This is a genomic window from Streptomyces sp. NPDC031100, from assembly GCF_055570785.1.
Window position 1 is genome coordinate 164741 of the sequence record NZ_JBVIGN010000005.1, and the last position, 21366, is coordinate 186106.

Below are 21366 nucleotides of genomic sequence, written 5' to 3' on the forward strand. Positions count from 1 at the left end.
GGTGCTGAGGCCCCCCGCAGGCATCATGTGGAGGAGGCGCTGTGAGCAGCGACCCGTGGGGCCGCGTCGACGAGACGGGGACCGTGTACGTGCGTACGGCCGACGGCGAGCAGGTCGTCGGTTCCTGGGCGGCCGGCTCCCCTGAGGAGGCGCTTTCCTACTTCGAGCGCAAGTACGAGGGCCTGGTTGTCGAGATCGGCCTCCTCGAGAAGCGAGTGCAGACCACGGACCTGTCGGCGAAGGACGCCCAGACCGCGATCGACCATCTGCGTGAGCAGGTGGACGCACATCACGCGGTCGGCGACCTGGACGCGCTGCGGAGCCGCCTGGACAAGCTCGTGGCGACGGTCGAAGCCCGCCGCGAGGAGCGCAAGGCACAGCGGGCCAGGCAGTCCGACGAGGCCCGCAAGGCCAAGGAGGACCTGGTCACGGAGGCGGAGCAGCTGGCGCAGTCCGACCAGTGGCGGGCGGCCGGCGAGCGGCTCCGGTCGCTGGTGGACACCTGGAAGGGTCTGCCGCGTCTGGACCGCAAGTCCGACGACGAGCTGTGGCACCGCTTCTCGCACGCCCGGTCGGCGTTCTCCAAGCGCCGCAAGGCGCACTTCGCGCAGCTGGACGCGCAGCGCGAGGAGGCCCGCAAGACCAAGGAGCGGCTGGTCGCCGAGGCCGAGGCGCTGTCCGGTTCGACGGACTGGGGTCCGACCGCGGCCCGCTACCGCGAGCTGATGGCGGAGTGGAAGGCCGCGGGCCGCGCGCAGCGCGAGCACGAGGACGACCTGTGGAACCGCTTCCGCGGCGCCCAGGACGTGTTCTTCGCCGCCCGCAGCTCGGTCTTCGCCGAGCGGGACGCCGAGCAGTCGGAGAACCTGAAGCTCAAGGAGGAGCTGGCCGAGGAGGCCGAGAAGCTCCTGCCGGTCTCGGACCTGAAGGGCGCCCGGGCCGCCTTTCGCTCGATCAACGAGCGCTGGGAGGCCATCGGCCACGTCCCGCGGGACGCGCGTCCCAAGGTCGAGGGCCGGATGCACGCGGTCGAGCGGGCCATCCAGGAGGCCGAGGAGGCCGAGTGGCGCCGGACGAACCCGGAGGCACGCGCGCGTGCCGAGGGTCTGACCGGTCAGCTGCAGGCCGCCGTGGACAAGCTGAGGGCGCAGATCGAGCAGGCGCGCGCCCAGGGCAACAACGCCAGGGCCGACAAGCTGGAGCGGGAGCTGGAGGGCCGTCAGGCGCTCCTGGACCAGGCTCTGAAGGGTCTGCAGGAGTTCGGGGGCTGATCCCCCGGTCCTACGCGTGAGGGCCCCGTACGTGGCGTACGGGGCCCTTCTGCATGCCTGGGTGTCTACGACCGGCTGCGCGCCGAGGTCACGCGGTAGACGTCGTACACGCCCTCCACGCCCCGTACGGCCTTCAGGACGTGGCCCAGGTGCTTCGGGTCGCCCATCTCGAAGGTGAAGCGGGAGGTGGCCACCCGGTCACGGGAGGTCTGGACGGCCGCGGAGAGGATGTTGACGTGCTGGTCGGACAGGACGCGGGTGACGTCCGACAGCAGGCGCGAGCGGTCCAGGGCCTCGACCTGGATGGCGACCAGGAACACCGAGGACTGGGTGGGCGCCCACTCGACGTCCAGGATGCGCTCGGGCTCGCGGGACAGTGACTCCACGTTGACGCAGTCGCTGCGGTGAACCGATACACCGCTGCCCCGCGTGACGAAGCCGATGATCGGGTCTCCGGGGACGGGCGTACAGCAGCGGGCCAGCTTGACCCACACGTCGTCGACGCCCTTGACCACGACGCCGGGGTCGGCGCTGGAGCGGCGCTTGCGGCCGCGGGTGCGCGTCGGCGGGACGGCCTCGTCGATCTCCTCGGTGGCCGCCTCCTCGCCGCCGAGCGCCTGCACGAGCTTCTGCACGATGTGCTGCGCGGAGACATGGCCCTCACCGATCGCCGCGTACAGCGCGGAGATGTCCGAGTAGCGCATCTCGTGCGCGAGCGTGACGAGGGAGTCGCCGGTGAGGATGCGCTGGATCGGCAGGTTCTGTTTGCGCATGGCGCGGACGATGGCGTCCTTGCCCTGCTCGATCGCCTCGTCCCGGCGCTCCTTGGAGAACCAGGCACGGATCTTGTTGCGGGCGCGCGGCGACTTGACGAAACCGAGCCAGTCGCGGGACGGACCCGCGCCCGGTGCCTTGGAGGTGAAGACCTCCACCAAGTCGCCGTTGTCCAGGGTGGATTCGAGCGGTACGAGCCTGCCGTTGACCCGCGCTCCTATGGTGCGGTGGCCGACCTCGGTGTGGACGGCGTACGCGAAGTCGACCGGGGTGGCGCCGGCCGGGAGCGCGATGACGTCGCCCTTCGGCGTGAAGACGAAGACCTCGTTGCGGGACAGGTCGAAGCGCAGGGACTCCAGGAACTCGCTGGGGTCCTCGGTCTCCTTCTGCCAGTCCAGCAGCTGCCGCAGCCACGCCATGTCGTTGATGGCGTCCTTGTCCTTGCCGGAGGCCTTGGGCACGTCCGTGCGGACCTTGGAGGCGCCGGCGACGGCCTCCTGCTTGTACTTCCAGTGGGCGGCGATGCCGTACTCCGCGCGCCGGTGCATGTCGAACGTGCGGATCTGCAGCTCGACGGGCTTGCCGTTGGGCCCGATGACCGTCGTGTGCAGCGACTGGTACATGTTGAACTTGGGCATCGCGATGTAGTCCTTGAACCGGCCGGGGACCGGATTCCATCGCGCGTGCACGGTGCCGAGGGCGGCGTAGCAGTCGCGGACCGTGTCGACCAGGACACGAATGCCCACCAGGTCGTAGATCTCCGCGAAGTCGCGACCGCGGACGATCATCTTCTGGTAGACGCTGTAGTAGTGCTTCGGGCGTCCGGTGACGGTCGCCTTGATGCGGGCGGCGCGGAGGTCGGCCTGGACCTCGTCGGTCACTATGGCCAGATACTCGTCGCGCTTCGGTGCCCTTTCGGCCACCAGCCGTACGATCTCGTCGTACATCTTGGGATAGAGGATCGCGAACGCGAGGTCCTCCAGCTCCCACTTGATGGTGTTCATGCCCAGGCGGTGGGCGAGCGGCGCGTAGATCTCGAGGGTCTCGCGCGCCTTCTTCTCCTGCTTCTCGCGCTTGAGGTAGCGCATGGTGCGCATGTTGTGCAGGCGGTCGGCGAGCTTGATGACGAGGACGCGCGGGTCCTTCGCCATCGCCACGACCATCTTGCGTACGGTCTCGGCCTGCGCGGCCTCGCCGAACTTGACCTTGTCCAGCTTGGTGACGCCGTCGACGAGCAGGGCGACGACGTCGCCGAAGTCACGGCGCAGGTCGTCCAGGCCGTACTCGGTGTCCTCGACGGTGTCGTGCAGCAGCCCGGCCATCAGCGTGGCCGGATCCATGCCCAGCTCGGCGAGGATGGTGGTGACGGCGAGCGGGTGCGTGATGTACGGATCGCCGCTCTTGCGCTTCTGGCCGCGGTGCCAGCGCTCGGCGACCTGGTAAGCGCGCTCGATCTGCCGCAGCGTGGAGTTCTCGATCTTCGGATCGTTGCTGCGCACTATCCGCAGCAGCGGCTCCAGCACGGGGTTGTACGGGTTCGCGCGCTGGACGCCGAGGCGGGCGAGGCGGGCGCGGACGCGGTTGGAGGAGCCGCTGCGGGCGGGCTGGCCGGCGGCGGGGCGCACGGGCGACGGAGCTCCACCCGCTCGAGCGGAGTCGGGAGTGGGGGGCGGTTTGGGCCGCGTGACCTCGGCTGCCTTCTCGACGGGCGCGGACTGGGCGTGCTCGACCGTCCCGCGGGTGTCGTTCTTCGCGTGCGACACGTTCGGCGCGGGCTTGGCCGCGGGTGCCGAAGCAGGCTCGGGCTTGGCGGCGGTCAGTGGCTGGGCCTCGTCTGGCAAGAGGGCTCCTCGTGCGCGATCCGGGTCCCCGATCGGCCCGGATGTCCATGGTAGCGAGCCAGCCTCCGTGGCGCCGACGAGCCCGGATACCGGTCAGGGGCCCGAGTCCGGCTCAGGCCCCTGACCTCACTTCACCTGCTCGTCATCTGGCTTCGAGCAGGGCGGAACGTGAACGTCACTTCCAGTTGAAGGCAGCCGCGCCCTTCACCTTGATCTGCTTCTCGGCAAGATTGTTCCCCCACGGCACGGTGAACGAGCCGGACTTGCCGCAGCCGAGGTCGAACCACTTCTTGTTGCCGTTGACGAAGCCCAAGGCCTTGACACAGACCTTGGTGCCCCGGAAGACGGCCCAGGAGTAGCCCATTCGCAGACCAGGGCGACCGAAGTGGCCGCACCCGTCACTAAGGGTCTGCCACTTCCACGGAACGGCCACCGCCCGGTTCCAGTCGCCGCAGCCGGCCGGCACGGAAGCGACAGTCTTGGCCGGTGCGTGAGCCTGGCTCGCGCTGGCGGTAGTCGCGCCCGCGCTGAGCGCGGCGACGGAGATGAGAGAGACCAGCCCGGTCGTCATCTTGCGTGACATGCTCATCGTTTTCTCCTCTGCGATGCCTTGGTCGGAGGCATCGGGAAGATCCAATCAGCCTGAACATGTCATCGAACATAGATTTGAGGATGATCTGAGTATGTGATCGCGGACCGAACGTCACCGAGAACTGCGGCGCAAAGGGTGCCCCGGGATGTCCCGGGGCACCCTCTGTCCTGCGGCTGTCTCTCAGATGGTGAGGAGTGCCTCCAGTAGTGCCCCCGCGAGGGCCGGCTCCAGACGGGACCGGCCGCCCAGGAAGCCCAGCTCCATCAGGACGGCGAGGCCCGCGACCTGGGCGCCGGCCCGCTGGATGAGCTGGATCGCGGCCTCGGCGGTGCCGCCCGTGGCGAGCACGTCGTCCACGATCAGCACACGGTCGCCGGAGGACAGGTCCTCCGCGTGCACCTCGATCTCCGCCGAGCCGTACTCCAGGTCGTACGCCTGCCGGAGCGTCGCCCCCGGCAGCTTGCCCGCCTTGCGCACCGGGATGAACCCGAGGCCCGCACGGACCGCGACCGGGGCGCCCAGGATGAAGCCCCGGGCCTCCAGGCCGACGACCTTGGTCGCGCCCGTGTCCGCGGCGATCTGGGCCAGCGCGTCCGTGAGGGCCGTGAAGGCTGCCGGGTCCGCCAGGAGCGGCGTGATGTCCTTGAACATCACGCCCGGCTCCGGGTAGTCCGCCACATCGCGGATGCGGCTGAGGAGTAGCTCCTTGATGTCCGTCATCGGCGCTTCCCGGAGGGGCGGCCGCGGCCCCGGGTGCGGGACGCGGGCTGGTTGCGCGGACCCACCACGGCGGGAGCGGCGTCGTCGCGCTCGTCACCGTCGGCGGACCGCGCCTGAGCGAGGTCCTCCTCGGTGGCGGCCTGGGCGCGCTTGGCCAGGACCCGCTTCGTGAGCGCCTTCATCGCCGGCTCGCGCTCCTTGAGGTCGGCGACGAGCGGTGTGGCGATGAAGATCGAGGAGTACGCACCGGCCGCGAGGCCGACGAACAGCGACAGCGAGATGTCGTTCAGCGTGCCGGCCCCGAGGAAGCCGCCACCGATGAACAGCAGGCCCGCCACCGGCAGCAGGGCGACCACGGTGGTGTTGATCGAGCGGACCAGCGTGCCGTTGATCGACCGGTTGGCGATGTCGCTGTACGTCCAGCGGGTCTGCTTGGTGATGTCCTTCGTCTGCTCCTTGAGGCTGTCGAAGACGACGACCGTGTCGTAGAGCGAGTAACCGAGGATCGTCAGCAGACCGATGACCGTACCGGGCGTGACCTCGAAGCCGACGAGGGCGTAGATGCCGGTCGTGATGGTGATGTCGTGGATCAGCGCGACGAGCGCCGCGACGGCCATGCGCCACTCGAAGGCGATCGCCAGGTAGATCACCACCAGGACCATGAAGATCGCCAGGCCCTCCCAGGCCTTGTTGGCGATCTGCTCGCCCCAGCTCGGGCCGACCAGGTCGGCGGCCAGCTTCTCCGGGTCGAGGCTCAGGTCCTTGGCCAGCGTCTGCTTGATCTGGTCGGACTTGTCGGTGTCGATGCCCGCGATCTGGATGCGCAGGCTGCCGTTGCCGAGCTTCTGCACGACCGCTTCGTGGCCGGAGGCGTCCTTCGCGTACTCCTCCGCCTTCGCCACCGACGTGCTCATCTTCGTCGGCGTCGTGAAGACCGCGCCGCCCTGGAACTCGATGCCCATGTTCAGGCCGCGCACCGCCAGGCCGACGATGGCCGTGATGGTGATCAGGATGGAGACGCCGTACCAGATCTTGCGCTTGCCGACGAAGTCGTAGCTGATCTCGCCGCGGTGCAGTCGAGCGCCGAGGTTGCCGAGTTTCGACATCGCTCAGGCCTCCTTCGGGTCGACAGAGCCGGCGGCAGGACCGGCGGGACGGCGGGTGCGGCGCAGCGGCGGCTTGGCACCCAGGCTCTTCGGGTCGAGGCCGGACCACTTGTGGCCGTCAGCGAAGAACGCGCGACGGGCGAGAAGCGTCATGAGCGGCTTGGTGAAGGTGAAGACGACGACCACGTCGAGGACGGTGGTCAGGCCGAGCGTGAACGCGAAGCCCTGCACCTTGCCGACGGTCACGATGAACAGCACCGCGGCGGCGAGGAACGACACGAAGTCGGAGACGAGGATGGTGCGCCGGGCGCGCGGCCAGGCCCGCTCGACGGCGGGACGCAGCGAGCGGCCCTCTCGGATCTCGTCCCGGATGCGCTCGAAGTACACGATGAACGAGTCCGCGGTGATACCGATGGCGACGATGGCACCGCAGACGGCCGGCAGGTTCAGCGCGAAGCCGATGGCCGGGCCGAGGAGAGCCATGATCACGTAGGTGAGGATCGCGGAGACCAGCAGGGAGGCCATGGCCACGATCGACAGGCCGCGGTAGTAGGCGATCAGGTAGATCACGACCAGGGCGAGGCCGATCGCCCCGGCGAGCAGACCGGCGTGCAGCTGCTCACCGCCGAGCGCGGCGGTCACCGTGGTGACGGTCTCTTCCTTGAACGACAGCGGCAGCGCGCCGTAGGACAGCATGTTGGCGAGGTTCTGCGCCTCCTGTTGCGTGAAGCGACCGGAGATATACGCATTACCACCGGTGATGGCGGTAGTCACGTACGGGCTGGAGACGACCTGGCCGTCGAGGACGATGCCGAACTCGTTCTGCGGGGACTGCTTCTTGGCCAGCTCGGAGGTGACGTCCGCGAACTTCTTCGAACCGCTGGAGGTGAAGCTCATCTGGACCTGCCAGCCGGAGGCGCCCTGGGTGTCGAAGATCGCCTGGGCCTTCTTCACCTCGGTGCCGTCCACGGCGGCCGGGCCGAGCAGGTACTTGTACCAGACCTTGTCGACCTGACCGCAGGCCACGGTGACCTCGCCCGGCTTGGCGCTCGTGCCGGCCTTGGCCCGCTGTGCGGGCTTGGAGCAGTCCAGGGCCGCGTACTGCGCCTGAAGCTTCTTGATGTCGGCGGTGCCCCCGGAGGGCGACGCGGACGGGCTCGGGGACGACGTGGCGCTCCCGGAGGGGGAGGACGACGGCGTGGCGTCGGCCTTCAGGGCGTCGGTTACCGCGCGGCCCTGCGCGGTGGCGGAGGCCGTCGGGGTCGGCGAGCCGGAGGAGGACGAGGACGCCTTCTCCTTGGAGGAGGCGCTGCTCGACGGGCTCGGCGAGCTGCTGCCGCTGGAGGACGCGCTCGGCGAGGGGCTCGGCGCCGCGGAGCCGGTGGGCTCGCTGGCGAGGACCGGGCGGAAGTACAGCTTGGCGGTGGTGCCGACCTGCTGCTGGGCCTGCTTGGAGTTGGTGCCCTTGGGGATGTTCACGATGATGTGGTCGGTCCCCTGGGTCTGCACCTCCGCCTCGGTGACGCCCAGACCGTTGACACGGCGGTTCATGATGTCGACCGCGGTGTCCATGTTGGCCTTGTTGATCGCGGACCCCTGGTCGGCCTTCGCCTTGAGCGTGATGCTCGTACCACCGGCGAGGTCGATACCGAGACGCGGAGTGGTGTTTCCGGAGGCGAACATTCCCCCGGTGAGCGCCACGATGGCGATCAGGATGAGGGCCAGCGAGCGCCCTGGCTTGCTCTGGGCGCTCGCGCTCCGGCCCCTCTTAGGTGCTGCCACCTTCTCGTACTCCCTCTCGGGCCGCTCCGCGCCCGGTCGGCGCGGTCGGCCATGACATGGTGTCGGGCTCCACTGCGGGGAGCAGACGCGCCCGGGGTGCGCGGGGCGCGGTCAAGGCCGCGTCGCACACCCCGGGACGTGACTACTTCGCTTCGGAGCCGCCGTCGGTCTTCTTCGGCTCTTCGTCCGCCTCGGCCTCGGCCGCCTCGGCCTCGGCCTTGTCCTCGACGGCGTCCTTCTTACCGAGGTCGACGGCCTTGTCGTCGGAGGCGGCGGCAGGCTCGTCGGTGGCGTCGGTCTCGGTGAGGGAGGAGGCGTCGTCCGGGACGATGGCGGCGTCGGACTTCAGGTCGTGCTCGATGCCGTGCACGATGCGGTTGTACTCGTCGTCGGAGAGCACGGCGCCGATCGCGTTCTTGGCGAAGAGGAGGTCGACGCCCGGTCCGGCGTCGAGGAGGACGGTGTCCTCGTTGACCTCCTTGACCGTCGCGTACATCCCCCCGATGGTGCGCACGCCCGAGCCGGGCTGCATTTCGTTCCGCATGTGTGCGGCCTGCTGCTGCTTCTTCTTGGCCGAGCGCGTCATCAGGAACATGGCCGCGATGAGCACGATGAAGGGGAGAAGGGTAAAGGCATTCACGGGACGGAATTTCCTTCGCGCGACCGCGCGGTGAGCGGCCTGATGGATGGGGGTTGGTCGGCGCCGCCCGCAAAGGCGGCATCGGCGGAGTCTAAGCGAGTCCGCGTGCATGGAACAACGCTCAGCATGGCACCTGGGTTCCTGCGCCCGCCATTGCCCTCGCCGTCACAGAGTCATCACGCCCCGAACAGGTCCTGTTGTCCGTTTCCCCCGGCTGACGTGCGCGGCGGGGTCAGACCGAGGTGCGTCCATGCCGCGGGCGTGGCGACCCGGCCGCGCGGTGTGCGGGCGAGCAGACCCTCCCGGACGAGGAAGGGTTCGGCGACCTCCTCGACGGTCTCCCGCTCCTCCCCGACCGCGACGGCGAGCGTGGACAGGCCCACCGGGCCGCCGCCGAACAGTTTCAGCAGCGCTTCCAGGACGGCCCGGTCGAGTCGGTCTAGGCCGCGCGCGTCGACCTCGTAGACGGCGAGGGCGGCCGCCGCGATCTCGCGGGTGATCACGCCGTCCGCCTTGACCTGCGCATAGTCGCGGACGCGGCGCAGCAGACGGTTGGCGATCCGGGGCGTGCCGCGGGAGCGGCCGGCGATCTCGGCGGCGCCGTCCGACCCGATCTCGACGTCCAGCAGGTTCGCCGAGCGGTGCACGACCCGCTCCAGCTCGGCGGGCTCGTAGAACTCCATGTGCGCGGTGAAGCCGAAGCGGTCGCGCAGCGGGGGCGGCAGCAGGCCCGCGCGCGTGGTGGCGCCGACCAGCGTGAACGGGGGCAGCTCCAGGGGAATGGCGGTGGCGCCGGGGCCCTTGCCGACGATGACGTCGACGCGGAAGTCCTCCATGGCCATGTACAGCATCTCCTCGGCGGGCCGGGACATGCGGTGGATCTCGTCCAGGAAGAGGACCTCGCCCTCCTGGAGGGAGGAGAGGATCGCGGCGAGGTCGCCGGCGTGCTGGATGGCGGGGCCGGAGGTGATGCGGATGGGCGCGCCCATCTCGGCCGCGATGATCATCGATAGGGTGGTCTTGCCGAGGCCGGGCGCACCGGAGAGCAGCACGTGGTCGGCGGTGGCCCCGCGCGCGCGTGCGGCGCGCAGGACGAGGTCGAGCTGTTCGCGGACCTTCTCCTGGCCGATGAATTCACCGAGGTCCTTGGGGCGCAGGGCAGCCTCTACGGCCTGGTCCTCCCGGTCGGCTGCAGGGCCCACCAGCCGTTCCTCGGCGGAGGTGCCGGTGGTGTCGTCCCAGTTCACTCAAGATCTCCTAGCGGGGGGCGCAGGTCAGCGGGCGCGGTTGAGGGTCTGCAGGGCGGCCTTCAGCAGCCGGCCCACCTGCGGTGTACCGTCGGCGGCCTCGGCCTGGGGGGCCACGGCGGAGACCGCCTCGTCGGCCTCGCGGGTGGCGTAGCCGAGGCCGATGAGGGCCGCGTGCAGCTGGTCGCGCCAGCCCTGGGTGACCGGGGCGCCGACCGCGGGGGCGCCGGTGGGTGCGCCCAGCCGGTCCTTCAGCTCCAGCAGCAGTTTCTGCGCGCCCTTCTTGCCGATGCCGGGAACGGCCGTGAGGGCTTTCTCGTCACCTGTGGCGACGGCACGGCGCAGCGCGTCCGGCGTGTGCACGGCGAGCATCGCCTGGGCCAGGCGCGGGCCGACCCCGCTCGCGGTCTGCAGCAGCTCGAAGACCTGGCGCTCGTCGTCGTCGGCGAAGCCGTACAGGGTCAGCGAGTCCTCGCGCACCACCAGGGAGGTGGCGAGTTTCGCCTGCTGGCCCCTGCGCAGGCCGGAGAGCGTGTTCGGGGTGCACTGGACGGCGATGCCGATGCCGCCCACCTCGACCACCGCGGAGTCGGGGGCGAGGGCGGCGACCGGGCCGCTGACGAACGCGATCATGCCGTACGGCCTTTCGTTGCGTTGAGGGTCTGCCGGGCGACGGCCTGCTGGAGCCGGTTCTGCGCGGGGGCGCGCCAGATGTGGCAGATGGCGAGGGCGAGGGCGTCGGCCGCGTCGGCGGGCTTGGGCGGGGCGCTGAGCCGGAGCAGACGGGTGACCATGGCTCCGACCTGGGCTTTGTCGGCGCGGCCGGTGCCGGTGACGGCGGCCTTGACCTCGCTGGGGGTGTGCAGGGCGACCGGGATGCCGCGCCGGGCGGCGCACAGCATGGCGACGGCGCTGGCCTGGGCCGTGCCCATGACCGTACGCACGTTGTGCTGGCTGAAGACGCGCTCGACGGCGACGACCTCGGGCCGGTGCGTGTCCAGCCACTCCTCGAGGCCCTGCTCGACGGCGAGCAGCCGGTGGCTCAGATCGGCATCGGCGGGCGTCCGTACGACCCCCACGCCGAGCATGGTGAGCGGGCGGCCCGCGACCCCCTCGACGACGCCGACACCGCACCGCGTCAGTCCGGGGTCCACCCCCAGTACACGCACGCGCGCCCCTCCCTTCGCTCGCCTGTTTGTGCAGGCTATCGGGTGGCACCGACAACGCGACGGGCCGACGGGGTGTGTCCCGTCGGCCCGTCGCGTTCGGGTCGGTGTCAGGCTTCGACCTTCTCCATGATGTCGTCGCTGACGTCGAAGTTCGCGAAGACGTTCTGCACGTCGTCGCTGTCCTCGAGAGCGTCGATCAGCCTGAAGATCTTCTTGGCGCCCTCCTCGTCCAGCTCGACCTGGACGGACGGCACGAAGCTGGACTCGGCGGAGTCGTAGTCGATCCCGGCCTCCTGGAGGGCGGTGCGGACCGCGACCAGGTCGGTGGCCTCGCTGATGACCTCGAAGGACTCACCGAGGTCGTTGACCTCCTCGGCACCCGCGTCCAGGACGGCACCCAGGACGTCGTCCTCGGTCAGCTCGCCCTTGGGGACGATGATGACGCCCTTGCGGCTGAACATGTACGACACCGAGCCCGGGTCGGCCATGTTGCCGCCGTTGCGGGTCATGGCGACACGGACGTCGGAGGCGGCGCGGTTGCGGTTGTCGGTGAGGCACTCGATGAGCACCGCGACACCGTTGGGGCCGTAGCCCTCGTACATGATCGTCTCGTAGTCGGCGCCACCGGCCTCGAGACCACCGCCGCGCTTGATCGCGGAGTCGATGTTCTTGTTCGGGACCGACTGCTTCTTGGCCTTCTGGACGGCGTCGTAGAGCGTCGGGTTGCCGTCGAGGTCGACGCCGCCCATGCGCGCCGCGACCTCGATGTTCTTGATCAGCTTCGCGAAGAGCTTGCCGCGCTTGGCGTCGATCACGGCCTTCTTGTGCTTCGTCGTGGCCCATTTAGAGTGGCCGGACATCTGCCTGTCTCCTTCGCGTAACCCATCTATGAACGAACGCCAGAGATCCTACAAGGACTCAGGTGTCCGGTTGGCGCGCACCATGTCGACGAACAGGGAGTGCACGCGGTGGTCCCCGGTCAGTTCCGGGTGGAACGACGTGGCGAGCGCGTTGCCCTGACGGACCGCGACGATGTGGCCGTCGTGCTCGGCGAGCACCTCGACCTCGGCGCCGACGGACTCGACCCACGGGGCGCGGATGAAGACGCCCTCTACAGGATCGCCCGCGACTCCCTTGACGTCGACCGCCGCCTCGAACGACTCGTTCTGCCGCCCGAAGGCGTTGCGGCGCACGATCATGTCGATGCCGCCGATGGTCTCCTGGCCCGAGCGCGGGTCGAGGATCTTGTCGGCGAGCATGATCATGCCGGCGCAGGTGCCGTAGACGGGCATGCCGTCGCGTACGCGCGCGCGGAGGGGTTCCATCACTCCGAAGAGGACGGCCAGCTTGGAGATGGTGGTGGACTCGCCGCCGGGCAGGACGAGGCCGTCGACCTCGGCGAGTTCCTCGGGGCGCCGCACCGGCCTGGCCACGGCGTCGGCCGCGGCCAGGGCGATGAGGTGCTCCCGTACGTCGCCCTGGAGGGCCAGGACGCCTATGACGGGGGTGTTCATGTGATCCGGTGCCTTACCAGCCGCGGTTCGCGTAGCGCTCGGACTCGGGGAGGGTGTCGCAGTTGATGCCCACCATGGCCTCGCCCAGGTTGCGGGAGGCGTCCGCGATGATCTTCGGGTCGTCGTAGAAGGTGGTGGCCTTCACGATGGCGGCGGCGCGCTTGGCCGGGTCGCCGGACTTGAAGATGCCGGAGCCGACGAAGACGCCCTCGGCGCCGAGCTGGCGCATGAGCGCGGCGTCGGCCGGGGTGGCCACGCCACCGGCGGAGAAGAGGACCACCGGGAGCTTGCCGAGCTCGGAGACTTCCTTGACGAGCTCGTACGGGGCGCGCAGCTCCTTGGCGGCGGCGTACAGCTCGTTGTTGTCGAAGCCGCGCAGCTTGGCGATCTCGTTCTTGATCTGGCGCAGGTGGCGGACGGCCTCGACCACGTTGCCGGTGCCGGCCTCGCCCTTGGAACGGATCATCGCGGCGCCCTCGGCGATGCGGCGCAGGGCCTCGCCCAGGTTGGTGGCACCACAGACGAAGGGGGTCGTGAAGGCCCACTTGTCGGAGTGGTTGACCTCGTCGGCCGGGGTGAGGACCTCGGACTCGTCGATGTAGTCGACGCCGAGGGACTGGAGAACCTGGGCCTCGACGAAGTGGCCGATGCGGGACTTGGCCATGACCGGGATCGAGACGGCGTTGATGATGCCCTCGATCATGTCCGGGTCGGACATACGGGCCACGCCGCCGTCCTTGCGGATGTCGGCCGGGACCCGCTCCAGCGCCATGACCGCGACGGCGCCCGCGTCCTCTGCGATCTTCGCCTGCTCCGGCGTGACGACGTCCATGATCACGCCGCCCTTGAGCTGCTCGGCCATGCCGCGCTTCACGCGCGCGGTGCCGGTCTCGGGAGCCTGGTTCTCGGAAGTGGACACGGATGACCTCACTGAAGGTGAAAGAGCGTTTTCTGCTCCAGAGAGCAAACGCGAGTGGACCAGGCCACAGCAAGGGCCAATGGCAAGCCGGTGGATCCTTTTGGTCCACCTGACGTTCAGGAGATCCGCTCCACCAGGGCCGCGGGCGGCTCGTCGTCCATCTCGAAGGCCAGCGGGAACGGGGCATGGCCGGCCAGCCGGAACCAGCGCACCTTGCGGTGCTCGCGGAGCCTGCGAGCGGCCCCCACGGCGTCGTTGTGGAAGCGGCGTGCCATGGGGACACGGCGTACGGCCTCGGCCAGCTCGTGGGTCGCCGCCTCGCCGCCCGGGGCCTCCCGTACGGCCTCGACCTGCCGCGGGTCCTCGAACACCGCCCGCAGAGCCTGGCTCAGCTCGCTCTCGGCGACCTCACGCTGCTCCTCCTCGGCCTGCCGGGCGGCGTGCGCGGCCTCGTAGAGGACGATCGAGGCGGCGGGGTCCAGCACGCCCGAGGTCGCCAGCTCCTGCGTCACGGAGGCCCGCCGCAGCAGCTGCGCGTCCAGCGCGGCCCGCGCGGCGTCCATCCGCACGTGCAGCCGGTCCAGCCGTCCGGCCGTCCAGCTCAGGTACAGGCCGACGGCCACGAGCGCGACGAGGATCCAGATGAGGGTTGCAGTCACGGGCGGCAAGGCTAGTCGGTGCGGGCGGCCGCCTCAGTCCCGTGCCAGGCCGAACCGTGCCCGCAGGCCGGGCCGGTCGTCCGTGGCCACCGCCGACGTGCCGGTCGTGACCGTCTCGTACACCGACAGGATGTCCGCGCCGACGGTGGACCAGTCGAAGCGGCGGACGTGGGTGCTCCCCCGCTCGCGCAGTTCGGCCCGTCGTGCCGGGTCGTCCAGCAGGCGTACGGCCGCCTCGGCCAGGGCGTCCGCGTCCTCGTTGGCGAAGACCTCGCCGGCCTTGCCCTGGTCGAGGACCTGGACGAAGGCGTCCAGGTCGGAGGCGAGGACGGGGGCGCCCGCCGACATCGCCTCGACGAGGATGATGCCGAAGCTCTCGCCGCCGGTGTTGGGCGCGAGGTACAGGTCGACGCTGCGCAGGAAGCGCGCCTTGTCCTCGTCGCTGATCATGCCGAGGAACTCGACGCGGGAGCGCAGCTCCTCGGGCAGGTCCTCGACGGCCGCCTCCTCGTCGCCGCGCCCCGCGACCAGCAGACGGGTCTGCGGGCGGGCGGCAAGGATCTTCGGGAGGGCCTTCATCAGCACCGGCAGGCCCTTGCGGGGCTCGTCGATCCGGCCGATGAAGCCCAGGGTGTCCCCCTGCCACTCGGGGTTGGGCTCGGCCTTGGCGAAGAAGTCGACGTCCACGCCGTTGGGGATGACCACCGCGTCGCCGCCGAGGTGCTCGACCAGGGTGCGGCGGGCGTACTCGCTGACCGCGATCCGTGCGCTGATCTTCTCCAGCGCGGCCTGGAGGATCGCGTAGGCGGCGATCATCGCGCGCGAGCGCGGGTTGGAGGTGTGGAAGGTGGCCACGATCGGGCCCTGGGCCGCCCAGCAGGTCAGCAGGCCGAGCGAGGGGGACGTGGGCTCGTGGATGTGGACCACGTCGAAGGCGCCCTCGTGCAGCCAGCGCCGCACCCGCGCGGCCGACAGGAAGCCGAAGTTCAGGCGGGCCACGGAGCCGTTGTACGGCACCGGGACCGCACGGCCGGCCGAGACGACGTACGGCGGCAGCGGGGTGTCGTCGTCGGCGGGGGCGAGGACGGAGACCTCGTGGCCGAGGCGGATGAAGTACTCGGCGAGGTCACGGATGTGGAACTGGACGCCCCCGGGCACGTCCCAGGAGTACGGGCAGACGATCCCGATTCTCACGAGGGTCCCTTCGCGGGGTCGAGGTCGGCGAGCCACAGCCGCTGGAGCATGTGCCAGTCCTCCGGATGGTCGGCGATCCCGGCGGCGAAGGCGTCGGCCAGCGCCTGTGTCATCACGGACGTCTGCTCGGCCCGCGTACCTGACTCCGGTACCTCGATCGGGGGATGGATCTGGCCCTTCATGACGGGCGAGTCGTCGTACCAGAGCGTGACGGGCAGCAGCAGCGCGCCCGTCTGCTGGGCGAGCAGGGCCGGACCGGCGGGCATCCGGGTCCGCTCGCCGAAGAAGTCGACCTCGATGCCGGACGCGGACAGGTCGCGGTCGGCGACCAGGCAGACCAGGCCGCCGTCGCGCAGCCGCCGGGCCAGGGTGCCGAAGGCGGTGCCGCCGCTGTGCGGCAGGACCTCCATGCCGAGGCTCTCGCGGTAGGCGACGAAGCGGTCGTAGAGCGTCTCGGGCTTCAGGCGCTCGGCGACCGTGGTGAACGGCGTCTCGAGCCTGGTGGTGACCCAGGCGCCGGCCAGGTCGTAGTTGCCCATGTGCGGCAGCGCCAGGATCACGCCGCGCGGGGAGGCGATCCCGTCGGTCAGGTAGTGCACGTCCTTGCACTCGAAGCCCGTCTTCACGCGCTCGGCGCTCCAGGCGGGCAGCCGGAAGGACTCCATCCAGTAGCGCAGGTACGAGCGCATGCCCGCGCGGGAGAGCTCGGCGAGGCGCTCGGGGCCCGCGTCGGGCACCACGCGCGCGTAGTTCGCCTCCAGGCGCTGCACGCCCTTGCCGCGCTGCTTCCAGGTGAGGTCCGCAAGGGACCGGCCGAGGCGTGCCGCGACGGGTTCGGGGAGCTTCTTTACGGTGCTCCAGCCGAGGCCGTACAGCGCGTCGGTGAGCCGTTCCGCGGTGCTCACTTCGCCGCCTCACTCCCCTGGGACGCGCTGCGCTGCGTCGCCGCCTCCGCATCGGCGGACTCGCGGCGGACGGTGACGACCCGCTGGATCAGCGTGATGAGGCTGCCCACGGCGACGATCCACAGGGCGATGGGCAGCAGCCACTGGATGCCCGGCACGCCGAACTTGTGGAAGCCCGCCAGACCGGCCGCGACCAGCGAGATCACCAGGCGCTCGGCACGCTCGACGAGCCCGTTGACGGCGACCGGCAGTCCGATCGACTCGCCGCGCGCCTTGGTGTAGGACACCACCTGGCCGCTGGCCAGGCAGAAGATCGAGACCGCGCACAGGGCGTTGTTGTCGCCGTTGCCCGCGTACCAGAGCGCGAAGCCGCCGAAGATCGCGCCGTCGGCGACCCGGTCCAGGGTGGAGTCCAGGAAGGCGCCCCAGCGGCTGGAGCGGCCCAGCTGACGGGCCATGTTGCCGTCGACCAGGTCGGAGAAGACGAACAGGGTGATCACGATCGTGCCCCAGAAGAACTCGCCCCGGGGGAAGAAGACCAGCGCTCCCGCGACCACACCGGCCGTGCCGACGAGCGTGACCGTGTCGGGGCTCACGCCCCGGCGGATGAGAAACGCGGCGAACGGCGTGAGGACACGCGTGAAGAATGCACGCGCGTACTTGTTCAGCATGGCCTTCCCGACGGTCGTTGTCGCCGCGGCCCTGGTGGCCGCCGGCTGGCCCATCGTAGCCACGCGCGTGCGTGCGTGACGGGCGGGCACCCACAGCCGTGGCGCGCTGCGGTGCGCACCCCGCGCACGCGGCGCGGCGGCGCGATCGGCGTCCGTCGTATGGACGCAACGTGACGGGAGTGGAAAGCTCGAAGGACCGCGGGCGTCGCAGGAGCCGCCAGTGCACGCGGTGCCGCGTGTCCGCGCCCACAGTGACCTCACCGTCCACGGGAGGCAGGATCATGGGCGACAAGGCGCAAACACACACCGGGGCCGCCGGCAGGGCAGTGGCGGCCGACCACCCCGCGTCCGTACGGAATGTGGTGCTGGTCGGCCACTCCGGTTCGGGCAAGACAACATTGGTGGAGGCCCTCGCGCTGAGCGCGGGGGCGGTGAACCGGGCGGGCCGTGTGGAGGACGGCGGCACCGTCTCGGACTACGACGACATCGAGCACCGGCAGCAGCGCTCGGTACAGCTCTCCCTGGTCCCGGTGGAGTGGGACGGCATCAAGATCAACATCCTCGACACCCCCGGATACGCCGACTTCGTCGGCGAGCTGAGGGCCGGTCTGCGAGCGGCGGACGCGGCCCTCTTCGTCGTCTCGGCCTCGGACGGGGTGGACGGCTCGACCCGCATGGTGTGGGAGGAGTGCCAGGCCGTCGGCATGCCCCGCGCGATCGTGATCACTCACCTGGAGGCCGCCCGCGCGGACTTCGAGGAGATGACCCGGGTGTGCGCGGAGGCCTTCGGCGCCGACGACCCGGACGCCGTGCTGCCGCTGTATCTGCCGCTGCGCGGGCCGGAGGGTCCGGACGGGCACGCGCCCGTGACCGGGCTGATCGGGCTGCTGTCGCAGAAGCTGTTCGACTACGCGTCCGGTGAGCGCAAGGAGTCCGAGCCCGGCGAGGACCAGCTGCCGGACATCGAGCAGGCCCGCAACCGGCTCATCGAGGGCATCATCGCCGAGAGCGAGGACGAGACCCTCATGGACCGCTACCTGGGCGGCGAACAGATCGACGTCAAGACGCTGATCGACGACCTGGAGCGGGCCGTCGCGCGCGGCACCTTCTTCCCCGTCCTGGCGGCCGCCCCCGCCGCCGACGGCGCCCGGCAGGGGCTCGGCACGGTCGAGCTGCTGGAGCTGATCACCGGCGGGTTCCCGACCCCGTTCGAGCACCCCATGCCCCAGGTCACCACGGTCGACGGCAAGCCGCGCGAGCTGAAGGCCTGTGACCCGGGCGGCCCGCTGGTCGCCGAGGTCGTGAAGACCTCCTCCGACCCGTACGTCGGCCGTATCTCGCTGGTCCGCGTCTTCTCCGGCACCCTGCGCCCCGAGGAGACGGTGCACGTCTCCGGGCACGGCCTGGCCGACCGCGGGCACGAGGACCACGACGTCGACGAGAAGATCGGCGCGCTGTCCATGGCGTTCGGCAAGCAGCAGCGCCCGGTGTCGCACGCCGTCGCGGGCGATCTGGTGTGCGTGGCCAAGCTCGGCCGCGCCGAGACCGGGGACACGCTGTCGGCCAAGGACGACCCGCTTCTGATGGAGCCCTGGCAGATGCCCGATCCACTGCTGCCGCTGGCCATCCACGCGCACAGCAAGGCGGACGAGGACAAGCTCTCCCAGGGCCTGTCCCGGCTGGTCGCCGAGGACCCGACGATGCGCCTGGAGCAGAACCAGGACACCCACCAGGTGGTCCTGTGGTGCCTGGGCGAGGCTCACGCGGACGTGGCCCTGGAGCGGCTGCGCAGCCGGTACGGCGTCCAGGTCGACGTCGTCCCGCACAAGGTCTCCCTCCGGGAGACGTTCGCGTCCAAGGCCGCCGGGCGCGGCCGGCACGTCAAGCAGTCCGGCGGGCACGGGCAGTACGCCATCTGCGAGATCGAGGTGGAGCCGCTGCCCGGCGGCTCGGGCATCGAGTTCGTGGACAAGGTGGTGGGCGGCGCCGTACCACGCCAGTTCATCCCGTCCGTGGAGAAGGGCGTACGGGCGCAGGCCGCGAAGGGAGTGGCCGCCGGCTATCCGCTGGTGGACGTGCGGGTCACGCTGCTGGACGGCAAGGCGCACTCGGTGGACTCCTCCGACGCCGCCTTCCAGACGGCGGGCGCGCTGGCCCTGCGCGAGGCCGCGGCTCAGACGCGGATCCACCTGCTGGAGCCGGTGGCCGAGGTGTCCGTGCTGGTCGCCGACGACTACGTCGGCCCGGTGATGAGCGACCTGTCGAGCCGGCGCGGCCGGGTGCTCGGCACCGAGCAGGTGGGCTCGGGAAGGACCGTGGTCCGGGCGGAGGTGCCCGAGTTCGAGATCGGCCGCTACGCCATCGACCTCCGCTCGCTGTCCCACGGCACGGCCCGCTTCAGCCGCGAGTACGCCCGGCACGAGCCGATGCCGCCGCAGATCGCCGAGCGGATCCGTGAACAGGCGGGAGAATCCACGTAGTTCACCCCACTGGACTCGATGCGCCGGCGGGCGGCTTCGGCCGTCCGCCGACGCGGTGTCGGTGGCTGCGGATACGCTGATCACCTGATCACGTCGTGCCGAACTCGTGCGGTAAGGGGGGCGGTATCGACGCGACGGCCTGTTCAACAGGTGTGCGGAGCCTGGAAGTCGGGAAGGCCGCAGAAGCGACACCGGCGGCGATGGGGGCGGGAATGTCGGTTGGAACGGAGTGGGACGGACCGCAGGTGCCCGTCTCCGGCGACGGGGGCCAGGCGGCGACGTTCGCGCTGGCCTCGGCGGCCTACCGGGACAACGTGATCGAGGACATCAAGAAGACCGACAACGAGTGGCATCAGTCGACGGTCAAGGCCGGCAAGTGGAAGCTGGTCAGGCCGAACCTGGGCGAGGCCTTCTCCCGGGCCGTCGTCGACCGCATGCTCGCTCCCGGCCGCAAGCCGCTCATCCAGTCCTTCGGCGCCGAGCCCCAGGTCGTCGTGGAGCACTGCCTGGCGGCCAACAACATCCGCCGCGAGCGCGACAACCGGCTGTCCGCCGTGATGGTGCTGTGCGGCCTGATCTTCCTGCCGGGGCTCATCGGCTGGCTGCTCGTCTTCCAGCTGCGCGCGTACGTCGCCAAGCGCGAGGACAAGCGGGCCGGGGCGCTCGCCACCGCCCTGCTCACCGGGGTCGGCGTGGTCGCCGCGCTGTTCCTGCTGAAGATGCCGTTCACCGGGTTCTGGGCGTGGTACGCGCGTGCGGCCGTCGTCGCCCCCGTGCTGGGCTGGTTCTGGGCCAAGCAGATCTGCGAGCGCACCGCGAAGGACCTGCGGGCGCGCTGGGACGGCCTGCTGTCGGGCAGCAGCGTCGGCGCCAAGGTCCCCGAGGCCGTGCCGCGCAGCCCCGGCGAGACCGCCGCCGAGCAGCTGCGGCAGTCGCTGGCCCGGCTCAGCGCCGAGCAGCAGTCCAACTCGGTCTTCTACGCCGGCCCCAAGGGCATACTCGGCATGGGCACCCGCTGGGGCGCCTGGCAGCTCGCCGAGGACCTGGTGCCCGCGGACCCCACCCGGGAGATCCACCCCTTCCGCAGCTGGGACGTCATACGCGCGATCCACGACCAGCTGCGGATGCTGGAGCGCGGCCCGCTGAACACCGGCGGTTTCCCGCGGCCCTCGATACGGCACTGGATCGTCACCCCGATCGGCGAGAACGCGAAGGCGGTGTCCCGTCCCGAGGGCACGGACGTCGAGGCGTTCCAGGTCAAGCAGCACGCCATACAGGACATCTGCAACAAGCAGCAGTTCGGCAGCGGTGACCGGCACTACCTGGGCGTGCAGTGGATGCTGTGGGACGGCCAGCTGGTGATCACGATGCTGATCACCGTGACCGTGCTGCACGAGACGCTGCGCATCGAGGTGACCGGGCACGCCCTGGGTCCGGTGAATCCGTTGTTCACGGCGAAGCCCGAGGCACCGACCAAGGAGGTCAGCAAGTCCCTCAAGCCCTGGGAGATGCGGACGGTCAAGCTGCCGCTGGTCCCCACCGACGAGGTGGTACGGCTGGCCGCGCGCGCCCCGCTGACCTGGTATCCGCCGCTGCTCAACTGGCTCGGCGGTTCACTCGCCCTGCCCGAGCCGTTCGGCCTGCGGCACGCCTGGGCCGATCAGCCGTGGCGGCACCGCTTCATGGCCGACGACGCGCTGCGCGCGGCCACACCGGTGCTGCGGGTGGTGCACTCGGCCGCGCTCCGGGTGCTGTCGGAGAACGGCGTGAACACCGAGAAGTTCGGCACCCGCTCGTCCGTCCTCAGCGGGCTGGTGCAGGATGCGTCACCGCGGAAGGCCGATCTGTACGACGCGTAGGGGGTGCCACCCGCCAAGGGCGC

Annotated in this window: 19 protein-coding genes; 3 read left to right on the forward strand and 16 right to left on the reverse strand. The window is 70.4% G+C overall.

What is annotated here, in order from left to right:
* Nucleotides 1-41 precede the first annotated feature (41 nt).
* The gene (locus ACZ5DS_RS16525; RefSeq protein WP_468238573.1) at nucleotides 42-1271 is read left to right on the forward strand and encodes a DUF349 domain-containing protein; all 1230 of its coding nucleotides are present in this window, start codon (nucleotides 42-44) and stop codon (nucleotides 1269-1271) included.
* Nucleotides 1272-1336: 65 nt separating this feature from the next.
* Here ACZ5DS_RS16525 and ACZ5DS_RS16530 read toward each other — a convergent pair whose 3' ends face one another.
* The 16 genes from ACZ5DS_RS16530 to pgsA all read right to left on the reverse strand — a co-directional run bounded on the left by ACZ5DS_RS16530 (nucleotide 1337) and on the right by pgsA (nucleotide 17058).
* A complete protein-coding gene (locus tag ACZ5DS_RS16530) occupies nucleotides 1337-3886 on the reverse strand; it encodes a RelA/SpoT family protein (RefSeq protein ID WP_468238575.1) in 2550 nt (849 codons plus the stop codon).
* Between the two features lie 175 nt (nucleotides 3887-4061).
* Nucleotides 4062-4475 carry a hypothetical protein gene (locus ACZ5DS_RS16535; RefSeq protein WP_468238577.1) on the reverse strand — a complete coding sequence of 138 codons (414 nt, stop codon included), beginning with the start codon at nucleotides 4473-4475 and terminating at the stop codon, nucleotides 4062-4064.
* A gap of 183 nt (nucleotides 4476-4658) precedes the next feature.
* Nucleotides 4659-5198, reverse strand: coding sequence for an adenine phosphoribosyltransferase (locus ACZ5DS_RS16540; RefSeq protein ID WP_468238580.1), 540 nt, complete (start codon nucleotides 5196-5198; stop codon nucleotides 4659-4661).
* Complete coding sequence (secF, locus tag ACZ5DS_RS16545; protein ID WP_468238582.1) at nucleotides 5195-6304, reverse strand: protein translocase subunit SecF; 1110 nt, start codon at nucleotides 6302-6304, stop codon at nucleotides 5195-5197. Before secF ends, ACZ5DS_RS16540 begins: the two co-directional genes overlap by 4 nt.
* A 3-nt stretch (nucleotides 6305-6307) precedes the next feature.
* Complete coding sequence (gene secD / locus ACZ5DS_RS16550) at nucleotides 6308-8086, reverse strand: protein translocase subunit SecD (RefSeq protein ID WP_468238584.1); 1779 nt, start codon at nucleotides 8084-8086, stop codon at nucleotides 6308-6310.
* A 142-nt stretch (nucleotides 8087-8228) separates the two neighbouring features.
* Nucleotides 8229-8726 carry a preprotein translocase subunit YajC gene (gene yajC, locus ACZ5DS_RS16555; RefSeq protein ID WP_468238586.1) on the reverse strand — a complete coding sequence of 166 codons (498 nt, stop codon included), beginning with the start codon at nucleotides 8724-8726 and terminating at the stop codon, nucleotides 8229-8231.
* A 176-nt stretch (nucleotides 8727-8902) separates the two neighbouring features.
* Entirely contained in the window at nucleotides 8903-9973 is a 1071-nt protein-coding gene (ruvB, locus tag ACZ5DS_RS16560; RefSeq protein ID WP_468238589.1) for a Holliday junction branch migration DNA helicase RuvB, read from the reverse strand.
* A gap of 27 nt (nucleotides 9974-10000) precedes the next feature.
* The gene (gene ruvA, locus ACZ5DS_RS16565; protein WP_468238591.1) at nucleotides 10001-10606 is read right to left on the reverse strand and encodes a Holliday junction branch migration protein RuvA; all 606 of its coding nucleotides are present in this window, start codon (nucleotides 10604-10606) and stop codon (nucleotides 10001-10003) included.
* Complete coding sequence (ruvC, locus tag ACZ5DS_RS16570; RefSeq protein WP_468238593.1) at nucleotides 10603-11142, reverse strand: crossover junction endodeoxyribonuclease RuvC; 540 nt, start codon at nucleotides 11140-11142, stop codon at nucleotides 10603-10605. The genes ruvA and ruvC overlap by 4 nt, the downstream gene beginning before the upstream one ends.
* Nucleotides 11143-11249: 107 nt before the next feature.
* Nucleotides 11250-12002, reverse strand: coding sequence for a YebC/PmpR family DNA-binding transcriptional regulator (locus tag ACZ5DS_RS16575; RefSeq protein ID WP_468238596.1), 753 nt, complete (start codon nucleotides 12000-12002; stop codon nucleotides 11250-11252).
* A gap of 48 nt (nucleotides 12003-12050) precedes the next feature.
* Nucleotides 12051-12656, reverse strand: a complete 606-nt coding sequence (gene pdxT / locus ACZ5DS_RS16580) for a pyridoxal 5'-phosphate synthase glutaminase subunit PdxT (RefSeq protein ID WP_468238598.1) — start codon at nucleotides 12654-12656, stop codon at nucleotides 12051-12053.
* A gap of 13 nt (nucleotides 12657-12669) precedes the next feature.
* On the reverse strand, nucleotides 12670-13575 hold the full coding sequence (gene pdxS / locus ACZ5DS_RS16585) for a pyridoxal 5'-phosphate synthase lyase subunit PdxS (RefSeq protein WP_468238600.1): 906 nt from the start codon (nucleotides 13573-13575) through the stop codon (nucleotides 12670-12672).
* 116 nt (nucleotides 13576-13691) lie between these two features.
* Nucleotides 13692-14234 (reverse strand): LemA family protein, encoded by a 543-nt coding sequence (locus ACZ5DS_RS16590; protein WP_468238602.1) that lies wholly within the window; start codon nucleotides 14232-14234, stop codon nucleotides 13692-13694.
* A 33-nt stretch (nucleotides 14235-14267) separates the two neighbouring features.
* Nucleotides 14268-15428, reverse strand: a complete 1161-nt coding sequence (locus ACZ5DS_RS16595; RefSeq protein ID WP_468238604.1) for a glycosyltransferase family 4 protein — start codon at nucleotides 15426-15428, stop codon at nucleotides 14268-14270.
* Nucleotides 15425-16333: a phosphatidylinositol mannoside acyltransferase gene (locus ACZ5DS_RS16600; protein WP_468238606.1), complete on the reverse strand. Its 909-nt coding sequence runs from the start codon at nucleotides 16331-16333 to the stop codon at nucleotides 15425-15427. The genes ACZ5DS_RS16595 and ACZ5DS_RS16600 overlap by 4 nt, the downstream gene beginning before the upstream one ends.
* The gene (gene pgsA, locus ACZ5DS_RS16605; RefSeq protein ID WP_468239299.1) at nucleotides 16330-17058 is read right to left on the reverse strand and encodes a phosphatidylinositol phosphate synthase; all 729 of its coding nucleotides are present in this window, start codon (nucleotides 17056-17058) and stop codon (nucleotides 16330-16332) included. Before pgsA ends, ACZ5DS_RS16600 begins: the two co-directional genes overlap by 4 nt.
* A 227-nt stretch (nucleotides 17059-17285) precedes the next feature.
* Between pgsA and ACZ5DS_RS16610 the strand changes: the two genes are divergently transcribed.
* A complete protein-coding gene (locus ACZ5DS_RS16610; protein ID WP_468238608.1) occupies nucleotides 17286-19484 on the forward strand; it encodes an elongation factor G-like protein EF-G2 in 2199 nt (732 codons plus the stop codon).
* Between the two features lie 212 nt (nucleotides 19485-19696).
* Nucleotides 19697-21343 (forward strand): hypothetical protein, encoded by a 1647-nt coding sequence (locus ACZ5DS_RS16615; protein WP_468238610.1) that lies wholly within the window; start codon nucleotides 19697-19699, stop codon nucleotides 21341-21343.
* The last annotated feature ends 23 nt before the right edge of the window (nucleotides 21344-21366 follow it).